Source organism: Rhabdothermincola salaria (assembly GCF_021246445.1).
Taxonomy (GTDB): domain Bacteria; phylum Actinomycetota; class Acidimicrobiia; order Acidimicrobiales; family Acidimicrobilacustridaceae; genus Rhabdothermincola_A; species Rhabdothermincola_A salaria.
On sequence record NZ_JAJQXW010000001.1, the window covers coordinates 1,609,000 to 1,626,587 of the forward strand.

At 72.7% G+C, this 17,588-nt stretch carries 11 protein-coding genes and 1 pseudogene; 5 read left to right on the plus strand and 7 right to left on the minus strand.

Annotated elements, in window-relative coordinates; translation table 11 throughout:
* The first annotated feature begins 173 nt into the window (after positions 1-173).
* The 5 genes and pseudogenes from leuC (at position 174) to LUW87_RS07525 (ending at position 6,570) form a co-directional block, all read left to right on the plus strand.
* Complete coding sequence (leuC, locus tag LUW87_RS07505) at positions 174-1,580, plus strand: 3-isopropylmalate dehydratase large subunit (protein ID WP_232670509.1); 1,407 nt, start codon at positions 174-176, stop codon at positions 1,578-1,580.
* A gap of 13 nt (positions 1,581-1,593) precedes the next feature.
* A complete protein-coding gene (gene leuD / locus LUW87_RS07510) occupies positions 1,594-2,202 on the plus strand; it encodes a 3-isopropylmalate dehydratase small subunit (protein WP_232670510.1) in 609 nt (202 codons plus the stop codon).
* Between the two features lie 4 nt (positions 2,203-2,206).
* Positions 2,207-2,431: pseudogene (locus LUW87_RS19150) on the plus strand (class I SAM-dependent methyltransferase); the annotation flags it as partial.
* Positions 2,432-2,498: 67 nt separating this feature from the next.
* On the plus strand, positions 2,499-4,982 hold the full coding sequence (locus LUW87_RS07520; protein ID WP_232670512.1) for a beta-propeller domain-containing protein: 2,484 nt from the start codon (positions 2,499-2,501) through the stop codon (positions 4,980-4,982).
* 76 nt (positions 4,983-5,058) lie between these two features.
* Complete coding sequence (locus tag LUW87_RS07525; RefSeq protein WP_232670514.1) at positions 5,059-6,570, plus strand: hypothetical protein; 1,512 nt, start codon at positions 5,059-5,061, stop codon at positions 6,568-6,570.
* Positions 6,571-6,600: 30 nt separating this feature from the next.
* Here LUW87_RS07525 and LUW87_RS07530 read toward each other — a convergent pair whose 3' ends face one another.
* From LUW87_RS07530 to LUW87_RS07560, 7 genes are all read right to left on the minus strand, one after another.
* Complete coding sequence (locus LUW87_RS07530; RefSeq protein ID WP_232670515.1) at positions 6,601-8,985, minus strand: CaiB/BaiF CoA-transferase family protein; 2,385 nt, start codon at positions 8,983-8,985, stop codon at positions 6,601-6,603.
* A 65-nt stretch (positions 8,986-9,050) separates the two neighbouring features.
* Positions 9,051-10,253: an amidohydrolase family protein gene (locus LUW87_RS07535; protein ID WP_232670516.1), complete on the minus strand. Its 1,203-nt coding sequence runs from the start codon at positions 10,251-10,253 to the stop codon at positions 9,051-9,053.
* Between the two features lie 125 nt (positions 10,254-10,378).
* Positions 10,379-11,974, minus strand: coding sequence for a 2-isopropylmalate synthase (locus LUW87_RS07540; protein WP_232670517.1), 1,596 nt, complete (start codon positions 11,972-11,974; stop codon positions 10,379-10,381).
* Positions 11,975-12,212: 238 nt separating this feature from the next.
* Positions 12,213-13,772, minus strand: a complete 1,560-nt coding sequence (gene serA / locus LUW87_RS07545; protein ID WP_232670518.1) for a phosphoglycerate dehydrogenase — start codon at positions 13,770-13,772, stop codon at positions 12,213-12,215.
* 80 nt (positions 13,773-13,852) lie between these two features.
* Positions 13,853-14,260, minus strand: coding sequence for a hypothetical protein (locus tag LUW87_RS07550; RefSeq protein ID WP_232670519.1), 408 nt, complete (start codon positions 14,258-14,260; stop codon positions 13,853-13,855).
* A gap of 41 nt (positions 14,261-14,301) precedes the next feature.
* Complete coding sequence (locus LUW87_RS19155) at positions 14,302-16,344, minus strand: S9 family peptidase (protein ID WP_232670520.1); 2,043 nt, start codon at positions 16,342-16,344, stop codon at positions 14,302-14,304.
* A 6-nt stretch (positions 16,345-16,350) separates the two neighbouring features.
* A complete protein-coding gene (locus LUW87_RS07560) occupies positions 16,351-17,553 on the minus strand; it encodes a pyridoxal phosphate-dependent aminotransferase (protein ID WP_232670521.1) in 1,203 nt (400 codons plus the stop codon).
* Between the last annotated feature and the right edge of the window lie 35 nt (positions 17,554-17,588).

Below are 17,588 nucleotides of genomic sequence, written 5' to 3' on the forward strand. Positions count from 1 at the left end.
ACAAGACTAGCGTCTCACATATTGAGACACAAGCAGGACGCAGACGGACCCACCCCACCAGGGCCCGGCCACCACGAGGGTGGCTCCCCGGTCGAGGTGGACAGCCGAGACGCGACGTCGGGCTCGAGATGCGCCGGTCGGCCCCCGCCGGCGCCGACGAAAGGACCGCACCCATGGCCGAGGCCAGGACCCTCAGCGAGAAGATCTGGGACGACCACGTCGTACGCCGGGCGAACGGCGACCCCGACGTGCTCTACATCGACCTGCACCTCGTCCACGAGGTGACCTCCCCGCAGGCCTTCGACGGCCTGCGGCTGGCCGGGAGGACCGTGCGCCGCCCGGACCTCACCGTCGCCACGGAGGACCACAACGTCCCCACCCTCGACATCGACCAGCCCATCGCCGATCCGATCTCGCGCAAGCAGGTCGAGGTGCTGCGGGCCAACACCGCCGAGTTCGGCGTGGTCGAGCACCCCATGGGCTCGCCGGGCCAGGGCATCGTGCACGTCATCGGCCCCGAGCAGGGCCTCACCCTGCCGGGCATGACCATCGTGTGCGGCGACAGCCACACCGCCACCCACGGCGCGTTCGGCGCCCTGGCCTTCGGCATCGGCACCAGCGAGGTCGAGCACGTCCTCGCCACCCAGACCCTGCAACAGCACCGTCCCGGCACCATGGCCGTCGAGGTCGACGGCACCCTGTCGCCCGGGGTCACCGCCAAGGACCTGATCCTGGCCATCATCGGCCGCATCGGCACCGGCGGCGGCATCGGCTCGATCATCGAGTACCGGGGTGAAGCCATCCGCAACCTCTCGATGGAAGGCCGCATGACGGTCTGCAACATGTCCATCGAGGCCGGAGCCAAGGCCGGTCTCATCGCCCCCGACGAGACCACCTTCGCCTACCTCGAGGGCCGCGAGCACGCCCCGAAGGGCCCGGCCTGGGAGGCCGCCCTCGAGTACTGGCGCAGCCTGCCCACCGACGAGGGCGCCAGCTTCGACAAGGTCGTGCACATCGACGGGAGCGCCCTGACCCCGTTCGTGTCCTGGGGCACCAACCCCGGTCAGGTCGTCGAGCTCAGCGGGGCCGTGCCCGACCCCGACAGCTTCGAGGAGGCCTCGGGCAAGGACGCCGCCCGCCGAGCCCTGGAGTACATGGGCCTCACGGCCGGCACCCCGATCCGCGAGGTCCCGGTCGACACCGTCTTCATCGGTTCGTGCACCAACTCGCGCATCGAGGACCTGCGGGCCGCGGCTGCCGTGGCCGAGGGCCGTTCGGTGAAGTCCGGGATGCGCGCCATGGTCGTGCCCGGCTCTTATCAGGTGAAGCTCCAGGCCGAGCGCGAGGGCCTCCACGAGGTCTTCACCGGGGCCGGCTTCGAGTGGCGAGAGCCGGGCTGCTCGATGTGCCTGGCCATGAACCCCGACAAGCTCGCTCCCGGCGAGCGGGCCGCATCCACCTCGAACCGCAACTTCGAGGGCCGTCAGGGCCGCGGCGGGCGCACCCACCTGGTGAGCCCCGCCGTCGCCGCCGCCACCGCCATCGCCGGCACGTTCGCCGCCCCCGGCGACCTCGACTGAAAAGGACCTCCCCATGGATCCCGTCATCACCCTCACCGGCACGGCCCTCCCCCTCGACCGCTCCGACGTCGACACCGACCAGATCATCCCCAGCGACTGGCTCAAGCGGGTCGAGCGCACCGGCTTCGGCAAGGGGCTCTTCTCGGAATGGCGAGAGGACCCCGAGTTCGTCATGAACCTGCCCCAGTTCGGCGAGGCCGCCATCTTGCTCGCCGGCGAGAACTTCGGCGTCGGTTCGTCACGCGAGCATGCCGTCTGGGCCATCACCGACTACGGCTTCACCGCCGTCGTCGCCCCCCGCTTCGGCGACATCTTCCGCAACAACGCCACCAAGAACGGCCTCGTCCCCGTCGTGGTCAGCCACGAGATCAGCCGACAGCTGATCGACGCGGTCATGGCCGACCCCACCATCGAGATCACCGTCGACGTCCAGGCCAAGCGCCTGCGGGCCCCGGCCATCGACCTCGATGTCGAGTTCCCCCTCGACGACTCCACCCAGGAGCGCTTCCTGAAGGGCCTCGACGACATCGGCATCACCCTGCAGTGGGAGGGCGACATCACCGCCTTCGAGGCCACCCGGCCCGAGTGGATGCCCACCAGCGGGGCCGAGCGGGCGGGCTGACGCCGTGGCCGACCGCTACACCCACGGCCACCACGACTCTGTGCTGCGCAGCCACCGGTGGCGCACCGCCGAGAACTCCGCCGCCCACCTGCTCGACCACCTCGAGCCGGGCCAGCGGCTGCTCGACGTGGGCTGCGGACCCGGCACCATCACCCTCGACCTGGCCGCCCGGGTGGCGCCGGGCGAGGTCCTCGGCCTCGACGTCGCGCCCGAGGGCGTGAGGGCCGCCCACCGCTGAGGGCCACGACCTCCAGATCGCCGGGAACCAGATCGACGGCGGCGACGTCTCATCCACCATGACCACGACGAACGGTTGGCCCAGGCGGGTGTGGGAGGGCGTCGCCCTCGTGACGACGGCAGGCGTCCTGGCGGTCGGCTGCACCGGCGGAGGGGACGGCGGCGGCGGTCCCGCCACCCCGGTGGTGGGTGCCGTGGCCCGCCTCGTATCGTTCGACTCCTGCGACGACCTCCTGGGCTGGTTCCACGAGGAGGCCGGGGAGCGGGTCACGGCCTACGGGCTCGAGGAAGGCTGGTACGGCGTCCCAGGGCCGACCATGAGGCCCTTCATGGCCGAGGACTCCGCCGCCAGCGAGAGCAGCCGGGCCGCCGCCGACGGAGCCGAGGCCTCCACCCCCACCACTGTCGGCGACTTCTCCACCACCAACGTCCAGGAGGCCGGGGTGGGCGAGCCGGACCTGGCCGTCACCGACGGCAGCCGGCTCGTCACCGTGGTCGGCGGGGACCTGCGGGTGGTCGACCTCACCGGTCCCGAGCCGGTGGTGGCCGCCACCGTCGAGCTGGGCGAGCCCGGTGGCCGACTCCTCGTGGAGGGCGACCACGCCGTGGTGATCAGCCACGGCTGGAGCGACCGCATGCCGGTCGAGCCCGACGGCGGCATCGGGTCGTCGTCGATGCTGCCGCCCGGCTCCGGGCGCACCACCCTCACCCGCATCGACCTCGACGGCGAGCCCCGAGTGGTGGGACGGGTCGAGATCGGTGCCGACCACGTCGACGCCCGCATGGTCGACGGCGTGGTACGGGTCGTCACCCGCTCCGGTCCCGAAGACCTCGGCTTCGTGTACCCGAGCGGCACCGAGGCCTCCGAGCAACGGTCCATGGAGGCCAACCGCGACATCATCGCCTCGTCCACCATCGAGGACTGGCTCCCGGAGCTGGCCGTGGCGAACGCCGATGGCACCGAGGAGGTCCGCCAGGCGGTGGCCTGCGACGCCGTCGACCATCCCGAGCAGTTCTCCGGCTTCGACGTGGTCACCGTGGTCGGCCTCGACCTGCGCGCCGACGGCGCCGAGCTGGTGCCCTCCGCCGGCGTGGTCGCCGGGGCCGGCACCGTCTACGCCTCCACCGACACGCTCTACGTGACCACCGAACGCTGGCCCGACGCCGCCGTCGACGGCGACACTCCGACCAGCGACGAGGACGGGGCGGAGGATGCGGTCGGCACCGCCGTGCCCGGGCCGACCCGCCCACCGACCCCGGCCCCGGAGCTGGGGGACCCAGCCACCGAGAATGAGCCGGCGGCACCGGAGACCACCGTGCCCGACACGACCACCGCGCCCACGACGACGCCCGGCACCAGCCCGTCCTCGGCGCCCACCACGTCGACGACCAGCACCACCGAATCGACCACGACCTCGACCTCGACCTCGACCACTGAACCGTCGACGACGACGACCAGCGAACCCGAAGCCACCACGACCACCACGACCCCCGACGACCCTGTCGAGGCCGGTCCCCACACCGACGTGCACGCCTTCGGCATCGCCGGCCGAGGCCCGGCCGAGTACCTGGCGTCGGGCCGGGTGCGGGGCACCGTCCTCGACCAGTTCTCGCTGTCCGAGCACGAAGGTCACCTGCGGGTGGCGACCACCGTCGACCCCGGCTGGTGGGGGTGGTCGAGGCCGATGACGACCGTCGACGGTGGTCGCCGCGTCGCCCCCGAACCCGAGGTCAGCGAGAGCTTCGTCACCGTGCTCGAACGCGACGGCGAGACGCTGGCCCGCATCGGGGAGGTCGGCGGGCTGGGCCGGACCGAGCAGATCTACTCGGCCCGCTTCGTGGGCGACCTGGCCTACGTGGTCACCTTCCGGCGCACCGATCCGCTCTACGTGGTCGACCTGCGCGACCCCGCCGCCCCGGTGGTCGCCGGTGAGCTGAAGATCAACGGCTACTCGTCGTACCTGCAGCTCGTCGACGAGGGCCGCCTGCTGGGCGTGGGCCAGGACGGCACCGACGACGGGCGGCTGATCGGGTTCGCCGAGAGCCTGTTCGACGTGAGCGATCCGGCGAACCCCACCCGCCTGGCCCAGTTCACCGTGGCCGACGGCACCTCCCTGGCCGAGCAGGACCACCACGCCCTGTTGTGGTGGCCGGCCACCGACACGCTGGTGGTGCCCCTCGAGGTCTGGGGGGCGGGGCCGATCGTCCCGTTGCCGGCCCCCGAGCCCGGCGCCGACATCGCCCGCGCCCCGGCCGACGTGTTCCGCGGCGTGCTGGTCACCACCGTCACGGACGACGGCATCGTCGAGCGGGGACGGTTGGCCCACCCCTCCGCCACCGAGGAGCAACCACCGGGTGGCACACGACCGGTGTGCCCGCCCGAGGCGGACTGCGGACCGGGCTTCTACGAGCCCGCCGGCTACGCACCCACCATCGAACGCTCCCTGGTGGTCGGCGACCGGCTCCTCACCGTGTCGACGGCCGGGGTCATGGTCAACGACCTGGCCACGCTCGAGGCCCGGGCCTGGACGGCCTTCGCCTGACTCCCGACCCGTTCGGCACCGGCGGTAACGTCGCCCGCCGGTGCCCGGGTGGGCCGGGCCGACGACAGGGGGCACAGTGGACCAGGCACGGCTGCCGGTGATCGTGGGCGTGGGCGAGGTGGCCAACACCGACGACGACCGCATCGTCCACCCCCTCGAGCTGCTGGCCGAGGCCGTGGACCACGCCGTCGCCGACAGCCACGCCGGCCGTCGCCTCCTCGACCGGGTGGGCTTGGTCGGCGCCACCCCGCTGTCGATCTACAGCGAGGACCGGGCCGCCGACCTGGTGGCGGCCCGCTTCGGGCTGGCTGCCGCCGACACGGTCGAGACCGGGTACACCGGCTCTGGTCCCCTGCGGCTGCTGGCCGAGGCCGGGCGGCGCATCGCCGAGGGCCGCATCGAGGCGGCCCTGCTCGTCGGCGGCGTGGCCGACGCCTCGGTGAAGCGAGCCCGTCTCCGGGGCGAGGACCCACCGGCGCCGCCCACCTCGGTGTGGTCGCAGGGATCGCGCCACCAGGCCCCGATGCCCAGCGGACGGCGCCTCCCGGTCGAGGGCCCGCTGCCCGCCGAGATCCGCGCCGGGGCGCAGATGCCCGTGCAGCTCTTCGCGCTCATCGAGAGCGCCATGGCCCGGCCGGGCGAGTCCTGGGCCGGGCACCGCGCCCGCCTCGGTGCGCTGATGGCTCCGTTCACCGCCACGGCGGCGTCCCGTCCCGAGGTGGCCTGGTTCCCCCGGGCCCGCTCCGGCGCGGACCTGGCCGAGGTGCGCCCCGACAACCGGCTGGTGGCCGAGCCCTACACCAAGTCCATGTGCTCGTTCCCCACCGTCGACCTGGCCGCCGCCGTTCTGGTGTGCTCCGTGGCCGAGGCCGACCGCCTCGGGGTCCCGGTGGAGCGACGGGTGCACCCCTGGGCCACCGCCTCGGTGAAGGACCCCATGGCCCCCTCGCGGTGGGCCGAGATGCACCGCTCCCCCGCCCTGGGCCTGGCCGCCCGCACCGTGCTCGACCACACGGGCGTCGACCCGGCCGCCATCGCCGCCTTCGACCTGTACTCGTGCTTCCCCGCCGCGGTGCAGCTGGGCCTCGACGCCTTCGGGGTGGCCCTCGACGACCCCCGCCCCTTCACCCTCACCGGAGGGCTGCCCTACTTCGGGGGCCCCGGCGCCTCCTACGGGCTCCACGGCCTGGCCGCCGCCGCCCGGCGCGCCCGGGCCGACCTCGGCGAGGTGGTGGCCCTCACCGGTGTCGGCGGGATGCCCAACGACTTCGCCGCCGGCCTGCTGGCCGCGACACCACCCGAGCGGGCGCCAGCCTTCGACGAACCGCCTGCCCCCACCAGCACCGTCGGTCCACCGCCCGAGGCGCCGGTGGAGGGCGTGGCCACCGTGGTGGCCATGACCGTCGTGCACGGGCCCGACGGCGACGCGCAGGCGGCCCCGCTGGTGGCCGAGCTCGACGACGGGGCCCGGGTCGGGGCCCGCACCGACGACCCCGACCTCATGAGCCAGCTCACCGACACCGGACTGGTGGGTCGCCCGGTGCGCCTGACCGCCAGCGAGGCGGGCCTCACCTACCAGCCGGTCTGAGCCCGGCGAGGGCGTCCAGCCGCCCCCGCCCTACTCGGCCGGCTGGGCCACCTCCAGGGCGCCCAGGGCGACCAGCCGGTCGATGTCGGCGTCGTCCATGGCCAACAGGTCGCGACAGATGGCCACGGTGTGCTCCCCCAGCGCCGGGGCCGGGGCCAGGTGGGGCTCGCCCAGACCGGAGGCGGTGAAGCACGGACCCTCCACCAGCATCGAACCGGAGCCGGGCTGGTCGAGGGAGACGACGTAGCCCCGCTCGACGAAGAGCGGGTGCTCGGCCTGCAGTCGCGGACTCAGGGCCCGACCAGCGGGCACACCGGCGGCGAGCAGCTGGCGCTCGGCGTCGTCGGTGGCGACGGTGCCCACCCAGGCCGCCACCGCGGCGTCGACGGCATGGGCGTCGGCGAGGCGGCCCTCCTCGGTGGCCCACTCCGGACGGTTGAGCTCGGGCACCTCCGAGGCCAGGGCGGCCCACTGCCGATCGTCGGCGACGCACACCGCCAGCCAGCTCTCGGCCCCGCCGGGCTCGTCCGGTCCCCGGTAGAGGTTCCACGGGGCATGGTCGAGGTGGCGGTTGCCGAGGGGCTGGGCGGCCCCGGCCTCGAGGCTCTCGGCCAGCAGCAGGTCACCGAGCAGGGCGGCCACCGCTTCGAACTGGGCCACGTCGAGGTGGCATCCCCGTCCGGTGCGCTCACGGGCCAACAGCCCGGCGAGGGCCCCGAAGGCGACGAGGCGACCGGCCAGGTGGTCGGGGTGGATGGTCATCACCCCACGGGGGGCCTCCGCGTCGTGGGCCCACAGCCAGGTCAGTCCGCCGACCGCCCGGGCGCTCGGGCCGTAGCCCTTGCGGGTGGCCCAGGGCCCGCGATCGCCGTAGAGCTGGCTGCCCACCATGACCAGGCGGGGGTTGATCGCCGAGACCGCCTCCCAGCCCAACCCGAGACGATCGATGACGCCGGTGGCGTTGTTCTCGACGAGCACGTCGACGTGCGGGAGCAGCGAGCGCACCACCTCTCGCCCCTCGTCGGTGCCGAGGTCGGCGCCGAGGGCCCGCTTGGCCCGGGCCACGGTGGCGAACGCCGGGTTCATGTCGCCACCGAGGACCCGACGCTGGAAGTCGGGCCGGGTGGAAGTCTCGACCTTGATGACGTCGGCCCCCCACTCGGCCAGCAGGCGCCCTGCCTCGGGAGCAGCCACGCCGGTGCCGATCTCGAGGACCCGCAGGCCGGTCAGGGGCCCCACGCCAGCGGGGCCAGGGTCGTTCTCGGGGCGGGGGCGCGCCGGCCAGGACGGCGGAGCATCGACCGTCTGCGGGGGCCCGCTGGCGGCAGCCCGCACGCCGTCGACGCCGAACAGCCCGGCCATCACCAGGCCGGGCCGGGCCTCGGAGTCGACCGGCATCTCGGTGAAGGTGCCACGAGCCACGACGTGAGGGTTCTCGAGCAGCTCGGCCGGCGTGAGCACCGGCGTGACCCGCAGGCCGGCCGCCTCGCCGTCGACGGTGACCTCCTCGCGGGTGCGGCCGGCGAACTTGCCCGGGAGGCGCTCCATGATCTGGGCCCGCTCCTCCTCGCCCAGCATGGCGGCCTCCCATCCGGCACCGGTCCACTCCGGCGGGTTGCCCAGCCAGGCGATGAGGCTGCGCCAGTCGTTGGCCGTCATGGGCAGCACCAGGCGGGCCATCCCGTCGGAGCACTCGAAGAGGGGGTACAGACCCGATCCGGAGCGGACCTGGTCGAAGTTGAGAAGGCTCCACAGGGGCAACGACATCTCGGTGCACTGGGCCAGGGCCAGCACGGTCGAGGTGTCGACGACCTGGCCGGCGCCCCCGTGGCGGACCTGCCACAGGGCCATCAGGGCGGCCAGGGCCGAGGTGGTCGACCCCACGTCCTCGCAGTAGGAACCGGGCGCCGACACCGGCGGCAGCTCGGGCACGCCCGAGCGGTACACGACCCCGGCGAGGGCCTGGGCGACCAGCTCGGTGGCCGGCCACTCGGCACCGGGCCCCTCGATGCCGTAGGGGGTGACGGACACGACCACCAGGTGGGGGTGGCGCTCGGAGAGCCGCGCCGGGGCCATGTCGTCGCGCTCGTGGCCCCACCCGTCGGCCACGACCACGATGTCGGCCCCGGCCAGGACCTCCTCGACGGCCTGGTGGCCCTCGTCGAGCGCAGGATCGATCTCGACGACGACCTTGCCGACGTTGCGGTGGACGTGGTGCAGCCCGGTGCCGTCGGCGGCACGGGGCCGGCGCCGGCGCCCTGCGCCACCGCCCGGTGGCTCGATCCGCACCACCTCGGCGCCCAGGTCGCTCATCAACCGGGACGTGAACGCCCCGTAGCCATCGGTCAGGTCCACCACTCGGACATCGCCGAGCAGGGCCGTCGGGTCGGTGATGGGATCGCTGCTGTCGTTCATGGTCCTCGGGGCGATTCGTCGGGTGCGGGTGGTGCGGGTGGAGCAGGCCGGACAGTGACGCGTGGTCAGACGGTGGGGATCATGTGCTCGGCGAAGGCGGGGCTGGTCGCCCCTTCGGGCACGGCGTCGAGCCCCGCGGCCACGTCGTCGACCAGCGGCCCGACGCGTGCCGCCAGCGGGGCCAGCACGTCGAGGTCGAAGCCGTAGACAGCCGCCGCGTTGCCCGCCAGCATGGCCTCGACCTCGGGGCGGGGCACGCCGGCGAAGGTCTTGGCGATGCCCTCCTTGGAGAACGGGGGCGTGCCCTCGAGGTGCGGGTAGTCGCTGCCCCACATGATGTGGTCGACGCCGAGCAGGTCGCGTCGCTCGCAGTCGTCACGGTGCAAGAAGCTGGCGCCGATGGCGCAGTTGGTCTCCCAGTACTCGCTGGGCATCCGCTCGAGCAGGAAGGGCTCCACGAACGCCAGCTCGCCGACGTTGCCGGCCGCCAGCTGGGCGTAGAAGTTGTCCATCGACGACAAGGCGGTGGCCACCCACCCCACGCCCTGCTCGGCGAGCACCAGACGCAGGGCCGGGAAGCGATCGAAGACGCCCGAGAGCACGAAGGCCCACAGGGGTCGGTGCGAGTACCACGCCACCTCCATCAGCCACATCGACAGCGAGGCCGGATAGGGCCCGTACTGCGGCGAACCACCACCGCCGTGGGCGTTCACGACCAGGCCCCGCTCCTCGCAGGCCCGCCAGACCGGATCGTGGTCCGGAGCGTGCAGAGGAGCGATGGGTGCATCGGGCGGGACCCCGGGGAGCAACACCCCACCCCGCAGGCCGTGGTCGGCGATCCAGTGGACGTCGCGCACGGCTTCGTCGGTGTCGTTGAGGAGGATCTGGCCGATGCCGGCACGGCGCTCGGGAGCCTCCGCGCACCACTCGGCCAGCCATCGGTTGTGGGCCCGGAGGCCAGCGAGGCGCAGCTCGAACTCGTCCGCCGCCGGGGACGTGGCCACCAGCCCACCGCTCGGGAAGAACGGCGGCACGGTGTTCGGGTACACCACCTCGGCCACCACGCCGTCGGCCTCGAGGTCCCGCAGGCGCCGTCCGCTGTCCCAGTTCCGGTCGGCGTCGTCGCGCTGGAGATCGCCGAACGGGTTGACGAAGCCGTCGGCCCAGGCGTCGAACGCGTCGTGGTGGCGCGCCTCGAGGTAGGGCCGGTAGTCGCGCAGGTCGGCGCCGGCGTGGCAGTCGGCCGAGATGACGGTGTAACGCTGCATCGGGTCCCCCTCAGGCATCCACTCGGCCAGCACCCCGAGCCCCAGGGTGCGACCGTAGCGGCCCGAGGGGGCCGGACCGGGCGGGAAGGCGGCTGCGGCCGCCCTCCCGCACGATCAGCGGGCCACTACCGCAGCGAGCCCGGCCGGTCCACGGCCGTGGGGTCCTCGCCCGAATCGCGGACCCGGACGATGCGGTTCATGGCGTTGAGGAAGGCCCGGGCCGAGGCCTCCACGACGTCGGTGGAAAGCCCCCGCCCCGGCATCGACATGCCGTCGGCCTCGAAACGCAGCGCCACGTCGGCGAGGGCGTCGACCCCGCCGGTGACCGATGTGACGGTGTAGTCGGTGAGCACCCCGTCGATGCCGGTGGCCGAGCGGATGGCCTGGCATGCGGCGTCGACCATGCCGTCGCCCTCGGCGGTGGCCTCGAGCTTGGTGCCGTCGCGGTCGACGACCACCGTGGCCACGGGTGTGGACGACGAGCCGCCGTGGGCGTCGATGGACACCAGCTGGTAGGCGTAGCGCACGGTGTCGCCCATCTCCTCGGCCACCAGCGCCTCGAGGTCGGACTCGCTCAGCTCGACCTTGCGGTCGGCCAGCTCCTTGAACCGGGTGAACACCTGGTTGAGGGCGTCGCCGTGCAGGTCGTAGCCCATCTTCTTCAGGGTGTCGGCGAAGGCGTGGCGGCCGGAGTGCTTGCCCAGCACGATCTTGGACTCGCCCTGCCCGACGGCGGCGGGGTCCATGATCTCGTAGGTGCTGCGCTCGGTGAGCACCCCGTGCTGGTGGATGCCGGACTCGTGGGCGAAGGCGTTGCGTCCGACGACGGCCTTGTTGTACTGGACCGGGTAGCCGGTGAGGCGGCTCACCAGGCGACTGGTGCGGGCCAGCTCCTCCGAGCGGATGCCGGTGTCGACTCCGCCGTAGTAGTCCGAGCGGGTGCGCAGGGCCATCACGACCTCTTCGAGCGCGGCGTTGCCGGCGCGCTCGCCGATGCCGTTGATGGAGCACTCCACCTGGCGGGCCCCGGTCTGCACGGCGGCGAGGGAGTTGGCCACGGCCAGGCCCAGATCGTTGTGGCAGTGGGTGGAGATGACGTAGTCGCCCGTGACCCGGTCGCGCACGTCGTGCAGGCGCTTGGCGTACTCCTCGGGCACCCCGAAGCCGACGGTGTCGGGGATGTTCAAGGTGGTGGCGCCGTTGTCGACCGCGATCTGCAGCACCTCGCACATGAAGTCGAAGTCGGAGCGCGAGGCGTCCTCCGGTGAGAACTCCACGTCGTCGGTGTAGCCCCGGGCGTGGGCCACGGCGGCGGCCGTCTCGGCCTTCACCTGGTCGGGCGTCATGCGCAGCTTGTGGACCATGTGGGTCTCGCTGGTGGCGATGAACACGTGGATGCGGTGCCGGGCCGCGGGCTCGATGGCCTCCCAGCAGCGGTCGATGTCCTTGCGGGCGGTCCGCGACAGCCCGCAGATCACGGGGCCCTGGACGGCCCGGGCGATGGCCTGCACCGACTCGAAGTCGCCCTGGCTGGCGATGGGGAAGCCGGCCTCGATGACGTCGACGCCGAGGCGGGCCAGTTGCTCGGCGATCTCGACCTTCTCGCCCTGGTCGAGGGAGATGCCCGGGGACTGCTCGCCGTCGCGGAGCGTGGTGTCGAAGATGATGATGCGGTCGGGGTCGTCGGTGACGGGACTGGCGGGGGTGGGCGTGGTCTCCATGGCGGGGCCTTTCGAGGGGACGCGAGTCGTAGGGGGCGAGGAGAAGGGCGAGGCGGGCGAGCGGTGTCGGCGGGGCGAAAACGCAAGAACCCCCTGGCCCGGTGGGCACAGGAGGTTCAGCGAGCACCGATGTGGGGGCGCTCGCCCTACGTAAGGAGAAGCTCGAAGCGTGTCGAGGACATGTCGGTCAGTGTGCCGGGACGCTCACCGAACGTCAACCTGCGAGCCAGGAGCCGGATCAGGTCAAGGAGGCGACCGACACGATGCCATCGACCGAACGAAGCGCGTCCTGGACCTCGGCGGGCACCGGCTCGGTGGTGGCCAGCACCATCAGCGCCGAGACGCCGCTCGCCGACTGGCCCACGTCCATGTCGGCGATGTTGATGCCGGCCTCGCCGACCAGCGTGCCGACCTTGCCGATCATCCCGGGACGGTCGTCGTTGCGCACCACGACCATGTGCCGGGCGGGCGGGAGGTCGACGCGGTGGTCGTCGACCATCACCAGCCGGGCCTCGCCCTCGAGCCCGACGAGGGTGCCGGAGATGCAGTGCTCGCCGGCCCGGATGGTGATCTGGTTCACGTAGTGGTGCGACGTCGTCGTGGCCGTCTCGGTGACGCCGATGCCGTGCTCCTCGGCCAGCTTGGGCGCGTTGACGTAGGACACCGGGTCGTCGCTGATGCGCCCGAAGAAGCCCTTGAGCAGCGACAGGGTGAGGATGCGGGTGTCGTACCCGCCGATCTCGCCCTCGTAGGAGATCTGCAGCTCGCCCACACCGCCGGTGAGGCCGGCGAACAGCGAACCGAGCCGTTCGGCGAGCGAGAGGAAGGGGCGCACCGTCTCACTGGCCTCGGCGGCGTTGACGTTGACTGCGAACGGCACGAACTCGCCGGCGAGGGCCAGCTCGACCATGTCGGCGATGGTGTCGCCGGCCTTGTCCTGGGCCTCGTGGGTGGAGGCACCGAGGTGCGGGGTGACCACGACCTCGGGCAGACCGAACAGGGGCGACTCGGTGGTGGGCTCGGTGTCGAACACGTCGAGGGCGGCGCCCCCGACGTGACCGCTCTTGATGGCCTCGGCCAGGTCGGACTCGATCACGATGCCGCCCCGGGCCACGTTGATGATGCGGATGCCGGCTTTGGCCTTGGCCAGGCGGTCGGCATCGATCAGGCCGATCGTCTCGGGGGTCTTGGCCACGTGGAGCGTGACGAAGTCGCTGACGTCCATCAACGTGTCGAGATCGACCAGGTCGATGTTCATCTTGCGACCCATCTCGGGGCTGACGAACGGGTCGTGAGCCACGATGCGCATCCCGAAGGCCATGGCCCGCTGGGCGACCAGCTTGCCGATGCGACCGAGGCCGACGACGCCGAGGGTCTTGTCGGCGAGCTCGACACCGGTCCAGCGGCTGCGCTCCCAGCGGCCGGCCACGAGCGCGGCGTGGGCCTGGGGGATGTTGCGGGCCTGGGCCAACAGCAGCGCCATCGTCTGCTCGGCCGCGGAGAGGATGTTGGACTGCGGAGCGTTGACCACCATGACGCCGCGGTCGGTGGCCGCAGCCACGTCGACGTTGTCGAGCCCGATGCCGGCCCGGCCCACCACGACCATGTCGGTGGCGGCGGCGAGGACCTCGGCGGTGACCTGGGTGGCCGAGCGGATGATGAGGGCATGGGCCCCCGGCACCGCCTGCAACAGCTCGTCGGGGCTGAGCCCCTCGTGGATGTCGACGGTGTGACCGGCCTCGCGCAGACGGTCGAGACCGCCTTCGGCGATGGCTTCGGTGACGAGGATGCGGGCCATGCGGTCGATCCTACGGCCCTGCGGCACAGTGCTCCTCCGGGCCGACCCGTCCGGTGACCGATGCCACCGGGTGCCCGGTGTCAGCCACCGGCGACCTTGAAGCTGATGTAGAAGGCCACCGCGGGGATGACGACGAGCGCCACCGCGAAGATCACCAGGGCCCGCAGCGTGGAGGCGCGGTCCCGGACCGGCGGACCGTCTGTCGGGGCGGCCGCCGCCGGCGACCCGAGCACTCCCCCGAGGGGACGACGGGGCGGCGCCGGGGAGGGGTCGACCGGTTCGGCATCGGGGAGGCCGAGGACCTGGCGCGCCCGGCGTCCCTGACCGGCCACCACCGTCACCTCGACGCCGGCGGAGACGTCGCGCAACGAGGGGCCCAGGCCGGCCAACAGCAGCGACTCGACCAGGGGGCGGGCCTCCTCGTGGTCGGCGACGACGGCGATCACCTCGTCGGCGTCGGCGGGCTCGGGATGGTCCTCGGGGCTCACCCGTCCTCAGTCGGCACGTCCACCATCGCCCTTGAGCGACCTCAGAGGTCGGTGATCTCGAGCGGCTCGATGTCGTCGGACAACTCGAAGCCGAGGACCTGGGCGTAGAAGCTGGCCTCGGCCTGCAACGCCCGCACGATGGTGGCGGCCTGCCGGAAGCCGTGCTGCTCGCCCTCGAAGGCCAGGTAGGCGTGGGGCACGCCCTTGTCGGCCAGGGCCTCCACGATCATCTCGCTCTGCGCAGGCGGCACCACCTCGTCCTCGAGGCCCTGCAGGACCAACAAGGGGCACTCGAGCTCATCGGTGTGGTGGATGGGAGAGCGCTCCTCGTAGAGGTCGCGGCGGGCCGGGTAGGGCCCCACGAGCGAGTCGAGGTAGCGGGCCTCGAACTTGTGGGTGTCGCGTGCGAGGGCCTCGAGGTCGGCCACGCCGTACATGGAGCAGCCGGCGGCGAAGACCTCACGGAAGGTGAGAGCGGCCAGGGTGGTGAAGCCCCCGGCGCTCCCCCCGCGGATGATGAGGCGATCACGGTCGGCCGCGCCGTGGTCGACCAGATAGCGGGTGGCACCGACGCAATCGTCGACGTCGACGATGCCCCACTCGCCGTTGAGCCGACGCCGGTAGCGGCGTCCGTACCCGGTGGAGCCTCCGTAGTTGACGTCGACGACCCCGAACCCGCGCGACGTCCAGAACTGCACGCCGAGGTTCAGCTGGGGCCGGGCCGCCGAGGTGGGGCCGCCGTGGATCATCACGATGAGCGGCGGCGCCTCGCCGGCCGGAGCCACCACCTCGGGGTTGGTGGGCGGGTAGTGCAGGGCGTGGGCGAAGCGGTCGCCGGTGGTGGCGAAGATGATCGGCTCGGGCACCGAGAACCAGGCGACATCGATGCCCAGCTCCCGGGGTGGACGCAGGGCCACCGTGCTCACCGCGGTGGCACCGTCGGGGGCGACGACATCGGGCACGTCGAGCGCGAACACCGCCGCCTCGGTGGTGGGCGACGCCCCGACCGCCACTGCGCCGCTCCCGAACGCGCGCAGCGACGACCAGGCGGTGATCCCCGAGGCCAGCGCCACCACGTCGCCGCCGTCGGCCTCGACCACACCGAGGTGGTCGAGCCCGTCGCGCATGAAGGCGACGAGGATGCGACCGTCGGCCAGGACCGCCCAGCGGGACTGGTCGAACACCCAGTGGGGCACCCCGATCTCGGCCTCGAGCAGGGCGACCGGCGCCGGTTCGGGGACGACGGCCGCCGGACCGTCGGTGGCGGCGCTCACCTGGTCGGCCGTCAGCCGGTAGAGGTTCCACCAGTCGGCGCGATCCGAGCAGAACAGCAGGGAACCGTCCGGACCCCAACCGGGGTTGGTGACCGACTCGTCTCGGCTGCCGGCGACCACCACCGCGTCGCCGACGGAGATGTCGTCCGAACCGTCGGGGCCATCGACGATGGGGGCCACGCACAGCTCGGTGCCGTCCCACGGCATGTCGGGGTGGTTCCAGCGCAGCCAGCAGAGGTGGCGGCCATCGGGGCTCGGCCGGGGGGCGGCCACGAAGTCGCTGCCGGTGGCCAACACCACCGGATCGGCGGGATCGCCGTCGGGACGCAGGGCGACACCGACCAGCTCGTTGGCCGGCTCGCTGCCGTCGGGGCGGTGCCGCTCGCGCACGCACACGGTCCAGCGGCCGTCCGCGGTGACCCGGCCGTCGGCGTAGCGGTCGCCCAGGGGAACCTCGGGCTCGGGGGTGAGCGCCACCGGCCGGTCGGCACCGCCGTCGAGGCGGTACAGCCGCTGGTCGGCCCAGTTGGCGAAGACGACGTCGGGCCCGTGCAACCACCACGCGCCCCCGCCGTACTCGTGCACCCGGGTGCGCGCCGCGTAGCCGTCGGGGAGGACGTCGACGCGGTCGCCGCCGGGACGGTGGCGGACCAGCTGGACCCGTCCCCCTTCCTCGGGTCGGGCCTCGGCCCACCACACGTCGTCGAGGCCCACGGCCACCTCGCCGATCGAGACCGACTTGGCGACGATGACCTCGGGGGTGATGGGCGAGGGCCACGACCCGTGGGGCCGTGCCTCGGGGGCCGGCACGCGGGCCTACTTCGCCCGGCTCAGGAGCTCGGCGATGCGACCCACGCCCTCGCGGATGTCGTCGTCGCCGATGGCGAACGACAAGCGGGCGTAGCCGGGAGCGCCGAACGCCTCGCCGGGCACGATGGCCACCTTGGCCTTGTCGAGGACGACCTCGGCGAGCTCGATGGTGGTGGTGGGACGGGCTCCGTCGAGGTCCTTACCCAGGACACCCTCGAACGACGGGAAGGCGTAGAAGGCCCCCTGGGGCTCCATGGACGTGACCCCGGGGATGTCGTTGAGGAGGCCGTGGATGAGCTGGGCCCGGCGGGCGAACGCCTCGCGCATCTCGTCGACGCAGTCGAGGCCTCCTTCGAGGGCGGCGAGGGCAGCACGCTGGGAGACGTTGGCCACGTTGGACGTGGAGTGGGACTGGAGGTTGGTGGCGGCCTTGACGACGTCGGCCGGGCCGATCATCCACCCCACCCGCCAGCCGGTCATGGCGTAGGTCTTGGCCACACCGTTGAGGATCAGGCAGGTGTCGGCCAGCTCGGGCACCAGACCGGGCATGGAGGAGAACGTGTGGTCACCGAAGGTGAGGTACTCGTAGATCTCGTCGGTGAGCACCCAGATCCCGTGCTCGACGGCCCACTCGCCGATGGCCCGCACCTCGTCGGCGGGGTACACGGCACCGGTCGGGTTGGACGGGGACACGAACACCATGGCCTTGGTGTTCGGGGTGCGGGCGGCTTCGAGCTGGTCGACGGTGACCCGGAACTCGGCGTCGACGCCGGTGGGCAACACCACCGAGGAGCCCCCGGCCAGGGCGATCGGCTCGGGGTACGTCGTCCAGTAGGGCGCCGGCAGCAGGACCTCGTCGCCAGGGTTGAGGATGGCCTCGAAGGCGTTGTAGACGGCGTGCTTGCCGCCGTTGGTGATGAGGACCTGCCCGGGCGTCACCTCAGTGCCCGAGTGGCGGTTGGTGGCGGCCGCGACCGCTTCCTTCAGCTCGGGCAGGCCGCCGGCGGGGCTGTAGCGGTGGTTCTTGGGGTCGGAGCACGCCTCCTGGGCGGCGGTGACCACGTGGGCCGGCGACGGGAAGTCGGGCTCGCCGGCCCCGAAGCCGATGACGGGCTCGCCGGCCGCCTTGAGGGCCTTGGCCTTGGCGTCGACGGCCAGGGTGGCCGACTCGGCGATGGCGGCGACGCGACGGGACAGGCGCTCGGGCATGGGGGATTCCTTGCAGCGGGGGGACGGGGCCGGCC